This window comes from Acidovorax sp. Root217 (assembly GCF_001428645.1).
Taxonomy (GTDB): Bacteria; Pseudomonadota; Gammaproteobacteria; order Burkholderiales; family Burkholderiaceae_C; genus Acidovorax.
This window is the reverse complement of record NZ_LMIH01000006.1, coordinates 13,825-23,699: the sequence shown is the minus strand read 5'-3', so window position 1 is coordinate 23,699 and position 9,875 is coordinate 13,825. Positions and strand designations below refer to the sequence as shown.

Annotated in this window: 8 protein-coding genes; 6 read left to right on the top strand and 2 right to left on the bottom strand. The window is 67.0% G+C overall.

Going from position 1 to position 9,875, the window contains the following annotated elements; translation table 11 throughout:
- Positions 1-283 (top strand): hypothetical protein (locus ASE31_RS31430; RefSeq protein WP_235514252.1); only part of this gene is annotated, 283 nt, incomplete at its 5' end.
- A gap of 42 nt (positions 284-325) precedes the next feature.
- On the opposite strand, the gene ASE31_RS04140 is transcribed toward ASE31_RS31430, so the two are convergent.
- Positions 326-1,252 (bottom strand): response regulator, encoded by a 927-nt coding sequence (locus ASE31_RS04140; protein WP_057200284.1) that lies wholly within the window; start codon positions 1,250-1,252, stop codon positions 326-328.
- Positions 1,236-4,673 (bottom strand): ATP-binding protein, encoded by a 3,438-nt coding sequence (locus tag ASE31_RS04135; protein ID WP_057200283.1) that lies wholly within the window; start codon positions 4,671-4,673, stop codon positions 1,236-1,238. The genes ASE31_RS04140 and ASE31_RS04135 overlap by 17 nt, the downstream gene beginning before the upstream one ends.
- Before the next feature lie 191 nt (positions 4,674-4,864).
- Here ASE31_RS04135 and urtA point away from each other — a divergent pair, with 191 nt between their 5' ends.
- From urtA to urtE, 5 genes are all read left to right on the top strand, one after another.
- Positions 4,865-6,133 carry an urea ABC transporter substrate-binding protein gene (gene urtA / locus ASE31_RS04130; protein ID WP_007860429.1) on the top strand — a complete coding sequence of 423 codons (1,269 nt, stop codon included), beginning with the start codon at positions 4,865-4,867 and terminating at the stop codon, positions 6,131-6,133.
- Between the two features lie 82 nt (positions 6,134-6,215).
- On the top strand, positions 6,216-7,130 hold the full coding sequence (gene urtB, locus ASE31_RS04125; protein WP_057200282.1) for an urea ABC transporter permease subunit UrtB: 915 nt from the start codon (positions 6,216-6,218) through the stop codon (positions 7,128-7,130).
- A 40-nt stretch (positions 7,131-7,170) separates the two neighbouring features.
- On the top strand, positions 7,171-8,373 hold the full coding sequence (urtC, locus tag ASE31_RS04120) for an urea ABC transporter permease subunit UrtC (protein ID WP_057200281.1): 1,203 nt from the start codon (positions 7,171-7,173) through the stop codon (positions 8,371-8,373).
- A gap of 27 nt (positions 8,374-8,400) precedes the next feature.
- Positions 8,401-9,144: an urea ABC transporter ATP-binding protein UrtD gene (gene urtD / locus ASE31_RS04115; RefSeq protein WP_057200280.1), complete on the top strand. Its 744-nt coding sequence runs from the start codon at positions 8,401-8,403 to the stop codon at positions 9,142-9,144.
- Between the two features lie 29 nt (positions 9,145-9,173).
- On the top strand, positions 9,174-9,863 hold the full coding sequence (gene urtE, locus ASE31_RS04110; protein ID WP_057200279.1) for an urea ABC transporter ATP-binding subunit UrtE: 690 nt from the start codon (positions 9,174-9,176) through the stop codon (positions 9,861-9,863).
- Positions 9,864-9,875 lie beyond the last annotated feature (12 nt).

The following is a 9,875-nucleotide window of genomic DNA, read 5'->3' as shown; positions in this document are numbered from 1 at the left end:
CGCTCGGCTTGCCAATAGCCCGCTATTGGCTGCGCCGCGCTTCGCGCATCCATCCGCATGCCGAGGCCAGCGCGGGGGTGAAATGAATGATGACACGCCCTATCTGAAAACAGTCAATCAAGGAGCCAGCATGGATCAAAACCAGGATAAGAAACCGTCACCGCCTGCAGGCGGTGGCTTCTGGGTCAACCTTGTTCGTGCCGAGATGGTGGTGCAGGTGGTGGGCTTGGTCGTCATCGGGGTGGTGGCGGTCACGGCCATCATCGTGTTCGGCATGAAATAGGGCCGGCGTCTTTCTCAGGACCGCCCCGGTCGCACAACCGCATCAGCCCTGCAGCAGCTGCCCCGCGATGGCGGCTGCTGCGGTGCGTGTCTCCACCCCCAGCTTCTCGAAGATGTGCTCCAGGTGCTTGTTCACCGTGCGCGGGCTCATGCCCAGGATGTCGGCGATGTCGCGGTTGGTCTTGCCCTTGGTGAGCCATGAGAGCACCTCGGTCTCGCGCGGGGTCAGTGCCACCTGCTGCAGATGGCGCGGCGCGGCGGCCTCGGCCGGGGCGTGGCTGAGCAGCAGCATCGATTCGGCCAGGCCGCTGGCGCCCATGTGCCGGGCCAGCAGCTGGCGGCCATCGGCCAGCGCCAGGGTCTGTTCGCCATCGCGCTGGGCCTGCACCAGCCAGGCGGCGGCCACTGCGGTGGGGGCCTCGGCATCGGCGAAGGCGTCTTCCAGCCAGCGCGTGGCCTGGGGCGAGCGCCAGGCCACGCGGCCCTGGCCATCGAGCACCACCACGCCCAGGCCGGCCACGTCCACCGCCTCGCGCGCCATGCGCGTGGCCTGGGCGTTGCGCACGTGGGTCGCCAGGCGCGCCAGCACCTCGGGAATGCGCAGCGGCTTGACCACGTAGTCCACCCCGCCACTGGCAAAGCCCTGCAGGATCTGCGCCGTGTCCGACAGCCCCGTCATGAACACGATGGGCACGTGCGACCAGGGCGGCGTGGCCTTGAGCTGGCGGCACAGCGCAAAGCCGTCGATGCCGGGCATCACCGCGTCGAGCAGCACGCCGTCCGGCACCACCATGTCGAAGCGCTGCAGCGCCTCTTCGGCGTCGCGCGCGGCCAGCACGGCATAGCCCTCGGCGGCCAGCGCGTCGCAGAGCATGCGCAGGGTGTCCAGGGCGTCGTCCACCACCAGGATGACGCGCTGGCCGGGCACGCCGGGGCTGGCCGGAGCGGTGGGATCAAAGGGACTGTTCATGGTCGGGTTCGCGAAGGTGGCGGGCCAGGGCCTCGAAGTCGAAACGGTCTGCGCAGGCCTGGAGCACGGCCAGTGCCGCAGCGTGGGCCGGCAGCTGGGCACGCGCCTGGCGCAGCAACTCGCGCACGGCACCCGCCTGGCCCTGGCGTGCCAGGCGGGTCAGGCCGTCGCGCAGGTCCTGGGGCAGGCTGACAGGGGAGGGCACCGCGCCCGCAGCCTGGGCCGCTGGGGGCGGCAGGGGCTGTGGCGTGTTGTCGTGTACCCATTCGATCTGCAGCGCCGCCTGCAGCGCACGCAGCAGCTCGGACTCGATCACCGGCTTGCCCACGAAGCCCTGCACCTGCATGGCGGCCAGGCGTCCGGGCTCGTGGTCGAACTGGTTGGCCGAGACGAAGACGATGGGCAGTTCGCTGGCGGGCAACAAGGTGCGCAGCAGCGCGGCGGTCTGCCAGCCATCGAGGTCGTCCATGGAGATGTCGAGCAGCACCAGGTCGGGCGGGGACTGGCGCACGATCTCCACGCACTCGCGCCCGCTCGCCGCCTCGCGCACGATGAAGCCCAGCGGCACCAGCAGGCCGGCCAGCAACTGGCGCTGCAGCGGTTGGTCGTCCACCACCAGCAGCGTGCGGCGCGGGGCGATGTGCCCGATCACCGGGCGCAGCGCGGCCATGTGGGCCGGGCGCCACGCCGGGTCGGGCGAGATGCCGGGCAGGTACAGGCGCACGGTGAAGGTACTGCCCTGGCCCGGCGTGCTCGCCACCGTGAGTTCGCCGCCCATGAGCTGCGTGAGCAGGTGCGTGATGGTCAGGCCCAGGCCGGTGCCGGCCTCGCTCGCCCGGCGCCCGGCGCTGCCGCGCTCGAACGGCAGGAAGATGCGCTCGCGGTCCTGCGGTTCGATGCCGATGCCCGTGTCGATGACCTCGATGCGCGAGACGTGCGGGCGAAAATCCAGGCGCAGCCGCACCTCGCCGCGCTCGGTGAAGCGCACGGCGTTGGACAGCAGGTTGATCAGGATCTGGCGCAGCCGCTTGGCGTCGGCGCGTATCCAGCCGGGCATGGTGCCCTCGGTCTGCACCACGAAGCGCAGGCCCCTGGCCTCGGCCTGCGGGCGCAGCATGCCCTCCACGTTCTGGATCAGCTCGGGCAGGGGCAGGGGCAGCAGGTCCAGGCGCAGGCGGCCGGCCTCGATGCGCGCCAGCTCCAGCGAGCCGTCGATCAGCGCATGCATGTGCTGCCCGCTGTGCTGGATGGTGGACAGGCTCTCGCGCAGCCAGCCCTCGGTCTGCGGGTTCTTGAGCAGGATCTGGGTGTAGCCGAGGATGCTGTTGAGCGGCGAACGCAGCTCGTGCGTCATGCCGGCCACGTAGCGCGTCTTGGCCAGGCTGGCCGATTCGGCCTGGTCCTTGGCGGCCTGCAGCTCGGCATCGGTGCGCTTGTGCGCCTCGATCTCCTGCAGCAAGAGCTGCGTCTGCCGCTCCGATTCATCCTGCGCCATGCGCCGGCTGTCGGTACTCAGTACCACCCACCAGGCGCACACGGCGGCCAACAGCGCCAGCAGCGCGAACACCTTGAAGAAGGGCATGCGCAAGAACTGTGCGGGCGTCTCGATGCTTTCCTGCACATAGACCACGCCGAGCAGGAAGACCATCACCGCGCACAGCGAGACCATCACCATCAGGTACTGGCCCATGCGGAAGTTGACCTTGGCCGCCCAGTGGCGCGGCAGCAGCAGCGCCGCCACGGCGCGCAGCTGGTCGGTGGCGCGCGAGCCGGTCTTGCAGCGGTCGTGGCAGCGCGACTCGAGCGAGCAGCACAGCGAGCAGATCGCCGCGCCATAGGCCGGGCAGCGTGCCATGTCTTCGGACTCGAACTGGTTCTCGCACACCGTGCAGCGCACCGCTTCGCCGGGCTGCCAGGTGGTATCGGGCTGGCGCGCCAGGTAGTAGCGTCCCTTGGTGGCCCAGGCCAGCAGCGGCGCCAGCGCCATCGACAGCACCAGTGCGATGAAGGGCGAGAACGCCGCCGCCATCTCGCCGAGCATGCCGGCATAGGCACAGCAGGCCACCGTGGCCGCCAGCACCATGGAGCCCAGGCCCACGGGGTTGAAGTCGTACAGGTGCGCACGCCGGAACTCGATGCCCGGTGGCGACAGGCCCAGCGGCTTGTTGATCACCAGGTCGGCCACCAGCGCGCCCACCCAGGCGATGGCCACGTTGCTGTAGACCGCCAGCACCTTCTCGAGCGCGCCGAACACCCCGAGCGTCATCAGCAGCGTGGCGATGCCCACGTTGAACACCAGCCAGACTACGCGCCCCGGGTGGCTGCGCGTGATGCGCGCGAAGAAGTTGGACCAGGCGAGCGAGCCCGCGTAGGCATTCGTCAGGTTGATCTTGATCTGCGAGACGACGACGAAGAGCACCGTGACCGCCACTGCCAGGCCCGGCAGGCCCAGCGCCGCCATGACCTGGTGGAAGCCCGCCAGGAACATCTGCGTGGGCTCGGCCGCGCGCGTGGTGCCCACCTCGAACTGCAGTGCCGCAAAGGCCAGGAAGGCGCCGCCCGCCATCTTGAGCATGCCCATCACGATCCAGCCCGGGCCCGCCACGAGCACCGCGCCCCACCAGCGCCAGCGGTTGGCGGCCGTGCGCTCGGGCAGGAAGCGCAGAAAGTCCACCTGCTCGCCGATCTGCACCACCAGCGAGAAGATCACCGTTCCCGCCACGCCGAACATCAGCAGGTTGAACTGGCTGCTGCCGCTCTTGAGGCCCGACAGCCCCGCGAAGTCGCGGTACAGCTGCGGTTGCGCCAGCGCGATCCAGACGAAGGGCAGCAGCAGCAAAAACAGCCATAGCGGCTGCGTCCACGCCTGCAGCCGCGAGATCAGCGTGATGCCGCGCATGGCCAGGGGCAGGATAACCAGGGACGAGACCACGTAGCACCACTGCAGCGGCCAGTCCACCACCATCTGCAGCGCCAGCGCCATGATGGCTGCCTCCAGCGCGAAGAAGATGAAGGTGAACACCGCGTAGATCAGCGAGGTGATGGTCGAGCCCAGGTAGCCGAAGCCCGCGCCGCGCGTGAGCAGGTCCATGTCCAGGCCGTAGCGCGCTGCGTAGTAGGCAATCGGCAGCCCGGTGAGGAAGATCAGCACCCCCACCGCGAGGATGGCCCACATGGCGTTGGAAAAGCCGTAGTTCAGCGCGATGGCCCCGCCGATGGCCTCCAGCGCCAGGAAGGACAGCGAGCCGAACGCCGTGTTCGCCACGCGGAACTCGCTCCAGCGCCGAAAGCTCTTGGGGGTGTAGCGCAGTGCGTAGTCCTCCATGGTCTCGTCGGCCACCCAGGCGTTGTACTCGCGCCGGAAGCGAAAGATCGTCTGCTGGGCAGGTTGCGGTGCGCCGGACGGAGGGGTGGAGGGCATGCACGGGGCCCATGCAAGAAACGTTCTAGCAACGCTTGCCGCGAGGTGCGTACGCAGGGGCTACGTTAATTGACGTATGGGCGCTTACCAGGGTTGTCCCTAATCTTGGCACCAGCGCGGCACCCACGGCAACCCAGCCGGCCAGCGCCGCACACCACCCCAACCCGTCTGTTGCAAGGAGCGTTTTCACCATGAAGCACCTCACCGATCCGAATGCCCTGGGCCTTCCTCCCTCCACGGACGGCGGCCGCCGCCGCCTGCTGCAGGCCATGGGCGCCGCATCGATGGCGGGCCTGCCCGCCTGGTCCTTCGGCCAGACCACCGCCGCCGTCAACACCACCAAGCTGGCCGTGACGGACACCGAAGTCACCGTGGGCCAGCTGCATTCGGCCACCGGCACCATGGCCATCTCCGAGACCGGCTCTATCCAGGCCGAGCAACTCGCCATCGACCAGATCAACGCCATGGGCGGCGTGCTGGGCCGCAAGATCAAGGTCATCAAGGAAGACGGCGCCTCCGACTGGCCCACCTTCGCCGAAAAATCCAAGAAGCTGCTCATCAACGACCACTGCGCCGCCGTGTTCGGCTGCTGGACCAGCGCCTCGCGCAAGGCCGTGCTGCCGGTGTTCGAAAAAGAGAACGGCCTCTTGTACTACCCCACCTTCTACGAAGGCCTGGAGCAGTCCAAGAACGTGATCTACACCGGCCAGGAAGCCACGCAGCAGATCCTGTATAGCCTGGAGTGGGCCAAGACCGAGAAGAAGGCCAAGACCTTCTTCCTGATCGGGTCGGACTACATCTGGCCGCGCACCTCCATGAAGATCGCGCGCAAGCACGTGGAGAACTTCCAGAAAGGCAAGATCGTGGGCGAGGAGTACTACCCGCTGGGCAGCACCAACTTCGGCTCGCTGATGAACAAGATCAAGGTGCAAAAGCCCGACTGCCTGTTCGTCGCCGTGGTGGGGGGCTCCAACGTGGCCTTCTACAAGGCGCTCAAGGCTGCCGGCATCACGGGTGACAAGCAACTGCTGGTCACGCTGTCGGTCACCGAGGACGAGATGACTGGCGTGGGCGGCGAGAACTTCGCGGGCTTCTTCTCGTCGATGAAGTACTTCCAGTCGCTGGACAACGAGAACAACAAGAAGTTCGTGGCCGCCTTCAAGGGCAAGTACGGCAAGGACGCCGTGATCGGCGACGTGACCCAGGCCGGCTACCTGGGCCCCTGGCTGTGGAAGGCCGCGGTCGAGAAGGCCAAGAGCTTCGACGTGGACAAGGTGGTGGCCGCCTCGCCGGGCATCGAGCTCAAGACCGCACCCGAGGGCTACGTCAAGCTCGACGCCAACCACCACCTGTGGAGCAAGTCGCGCATCGCCATGGGCATGCCGGACGCCAGCTTCAAGGTCGTTGCCGAGTCGCCGGAATTGATCAAGCCCGATCCGTTCCCTAAGGGTTACCAGTAAATCCCCCGCTGCAGCCTCCGGCCCTCCAGGCCGGGCCGCTGCATGGCCGCCCCTTGTTTGCCGTGAATGGAGTCTGGCACCCATGAACTTTTCAGAAATGCTCAACATCGGCCTCATGCAGGGTTTTGCCGGCCTGAGCCTGTTTGCCGTGCTGCTGCTCATGGGCCTGGGGCTGGCCATCATCTTCGGGCAGATGGGTGTGATCAACATGGCGCATGGCGAGTTCATGACCATCGGCGCCTACACCATCTACCTGGGTTCGACGCTGGCCTCCACGCATGCGCCGCAGCTGGTGGCCTACTACTTTCCGGTGGCCATCGTGGCGGCCTTCGGCTTTTCCTTTGCCGCGGGCTGGCTGGTGGAGTGGGGGCTGATCCGCCACCTGTACAAGCGCCCGCTCGACACCCTGCTGGCCACCTGGGGCATCAGCCTGGCGCTGCAGCAGAGCTTTCGCACCTTCATCGGCCCCAAGGAAGTCAGCCCTACGCTGCCCGACTGGCTGCTGGGCTCCTGGGCGCCCGTCGAGGGCCTGGATATCCCCATCAACGGCATGTTCGTGCTGGGCCTCACGGCGGTGGTCACCTGCGGCGTTCTGCTGGCGCTGCACCGAAGCCGCTGGGGCCTCAGGGTCCGTGCCACGGTGGCCAACCGCGTGATGGCCAACGCCACGGGCATCGATACGCAAAAGACCGACCGCCTGACGTTCGCCATCGGCTGCGGCATTGCCGGCGTGGCGGGGGCCGCCTTCACCACCATCGGCTCCACGGGGCCGACCTCGGGCTCGCTCTACATCGTGGATGCCTTCCTGGTCGTCACCTTCGGCGGCGCGGCCAGCCTGCTGGGCACCGTGGTCTCGGCCTTCGGCATCGCGCAGACACAGTCCATCACCGAGTTCTTCCTGGCCGGCTCCATGGCCAAGGTGATCACGCTGTCGCTGATCGTGCTGATCCTGATGGTGCGGCCGCAGGGCCTGTTCGCCTCCAAGGTGCGCCGCTGAGCGTTTGTCGATTTCACCCTGAGTTCACCGGAGTCACTTCATGAATGCCCTCAAAGCCTGGATCCAGCGCTACCAGCTCGCCAGCCTGGTGCTGCTCACCGTGCTGCTGGCCGTGGTGCTGCCACTGGCGCTCGACATCTTTCGCCTGAACCTGGTGGGCAAATACCTCACCTACGCCTTCGTGGCCATCGGCCTGGTCATGGTCTGGGGCTACGGCGGCGTGCTCAGCCTGGGGCAGGGCGTGTTCTTCGGCCTGGGCGGCTACGCCATGGCGATGTTCCTCAAGCTCGAAGCCTCCGACCCGGTGAGCACCAAGATCCAGTCGACCCCCGGCATTCCCGACTTCATGGACTGGAACCAGATCACCGAGCTGCCCGCACTCTGGGTGCCGTTCAAGAGCCTGCCGTTCTCGCTGGCCGCCGTGATCGTGGTGCCCACGCTGCTGGCCTGGATCGTGAGCTTCGCCATGTTCAAGCGCCGCGTGGGCGGGGTGTACTTCGCCATCATCACCCAGGCCGTGGCGCTGATCTGCACCGTGCTCATCATCGGCCAGCAGGGCTACACCGGCGGCGTCAACGGCATGACCGACCTCAAGACCCTGTGGGGCTGGGACACGCGCACCGACAGCGCCAAGTACATCCTGTACTACGTGTGCGTGGCGCTGCTGGTGCTGTCCATCGTGCTGTGCCGCTTCATCCAGACCAGCAAGCTCGGCACCCTGCTGCTGGCCATGCGCGACAAGGAAGACCGCGTGCGCTTCTCGGGCTACGACGTGGCCAACTTCAAGGTCTTCACCTTCTGCCTGGCGGCCGCGCTGTCGGGCATCGGCGGCGCGCTGTTCTCGCTGCAGGTGGGCTTCATGTCGCCGAGCTTCGTGGGCATCGTGCCCTCCATCGAGATGGTGATCTACGCCGCCGTGGGCGGGCGCATGAGCCTGGTGGGTGCGGTCTATGGCACCTTGCTGGTGAATGCGGGAAAGACCTATTTCTCCGAGAGCTTTCCCGACCTGTGGCTGTTCCTCATGGCGGCCCTGTTCATCGGCGTGACCATGGCTTTCCCGATGGGCCTGGCCGGGCTGTGGGAGAGCCACATCGTGCCCTGGTGGAAGGGCCGGCGCGAGGCGCTGCGCCAGGCCGCCGTGCCACCCCCCGCCACCGCCCCGCGCGCGCCCACTGACGCCGAAGCCGCCAAGGCCCAGCATGCGCCCGGCCTGCCCGAAGGCACCAGCAGCCAGAGCGCCTGAGCGCCCCCCGCACCCGGAGCACCCTTCATGAGCAACACCGACTTCGCCCTGGCCGTGGAAGACCTCACCGTTTCGTTCGACGGCTTCAAGGCCATCGACGCCCTCACGCTGTACGTCGACAAGAACGAGCTGCGCGTGATCATCGGCCCCAACGGCGCGGGCAAGACCACGCTGCTGGACCTGATCTGCGGCAAGACGCGCGCCACCGGCGGCAGCATCAAGTTCAAGAATGAAGAGCTCACGCGCATGGCCGAGCACAAGCGCGTGCGCTTAGGGATAGGCCGCAAGTTCCAGACGCCCTCGATCTACGAAAACCTCTCGGTGTTCCAGAACCTGGAGGTCTCGTATCCCTCGGGCCGCTCGGTGTTCGGTGCACTCGCGTTCCGCTGCACCCCGGCGGTGAAGGAGCGCGTGCAGGCCGTGGCCGACGACATCGGCCTGGGCGACAAGCTCGCCACCGAGGCCGGCCTGCTCTCGCACGGGCAAAAGCAGTGGCTGGAGATCGGCATGCTGCTGATGCAGGAGCCCGAGCTGCTGATGCTCGACGAGCCCATTGCCGGCATGAGCGCGCGCGAGCGCGAGCTCACGGCCGAGTTGCTGCAGCGCATCTGCAAGAACCGCGCGGTGATCGTGATCGAGCACGACATGGAGTTCGTCAAGCGCATCGCGCACAAGGTCACCGTCATGCACCAGGGAAAGATCCTGGCCGAAGGCTCGATGGACAAGGTCCAGAACGACCCCAAGGTGATCGACGTCTACCTCGGCCACTGACCGACCACCCCCCGCACAGGAGCACCCATATGTTGGAAGTCAAGGACCTGTTCGTGGCCTACGGCCAGAGCGAAGCACTGCACGGTATCTCGTTCTCGGGCCGGGCCAACGAGACCGTGGCCATCATGGGCCGCAATGGCATGGGCAAGACCACGCTGTTCAAGAGCCTCATGGGCGTGATGCCGGTCAAGAGCGGCAGCATCAGCATGGCCGGCCAGGAGGTGACGCGTGACGAGAGCTTTCGCCGCGTGGCCAAGGGCATCGCCTACGTGCCCCAGGGCCGCATGATCTTTCCGACACTGACGGTGGAAGAAAACATCCAGACCGGCCTCGAAAATTCGAAGACGCGCGAGATCCCCGAGGAGATCTACGCCCTGTTCCCCGTGCTTTGGGACATGCGCCGGCGCAAGGGCGGCAACCTCTCGGGCGGGCAGCAGCAGCAACTGGCCATTGCGCGCGCGCTGGTCACCGACCCCAAGGTGCTGCTGCTCGACGAGCCGACCGAGGGCATCCAGCCTTCCATCATCAAGGACATCGCCCGCGCCCTCAACGAGATCCGCAAGCTGCGCAAGATCACCATCGTGGTCAGCGAGCAGGTGCTCTCGTTCGCCATGGACGTGGCCGACCGCCTGTTCGTCATCGAAGGCGGCCGACTGGTGCACGAGACCGCGCGTGCGGACACCGACCAGCAGCACATCAAGGCCTACCTCTCCGTCTGACATGAAGCACCT

Coding starts and splice junctions, on each gene's coding strand:
- ASE31_RS04140 (WP_057200284.1), bottom strand. CDS start 1,252: ATGAACAGTCCCTTTGATCCCACCGCTCCGGCCAGCCCCGGCGTGCCC.
- ASE31_RS04135 (WP_057200283.1), bottom strand. CDS start 4,673: ATGCCCTCCACCCCTCCGTCCGGCGCACCGCAACCTGCCCAGCAGACG.
- urtA (WP_007860429.1), top strand. CDS start 4,865: ATGAAGCACCTCACCGATCCGAATGCCCTGGGCCTTCCTCCCTCCACG.
- urtB (WP_057200282.1), top strand. CDS start 6,216: ATGAACTTTTCAGAAATGCTCAACATCGGCCTCATGCAGGGTTTTGCC.
- urtC (WP_057200281.1), top strand. CDS start 7,171: ATGAATGCCCTCAAAGCCTGGATCCAGCGCTACCAGCTCGCCAGCCTG.
- urtD (WP_057200280.1), top strand. CDS start 8,401: ATGAGCAACACCGACTTCGCCCTGGCCGTGGAAGACCTCACCGTTTCG.
- urtE (WP_057200279.1), top strand. CDS start 9,174: ATGTTGGAAGTCAAGGACCTGTTCGTGGCCTACGGCCAGAGCGAAGCA.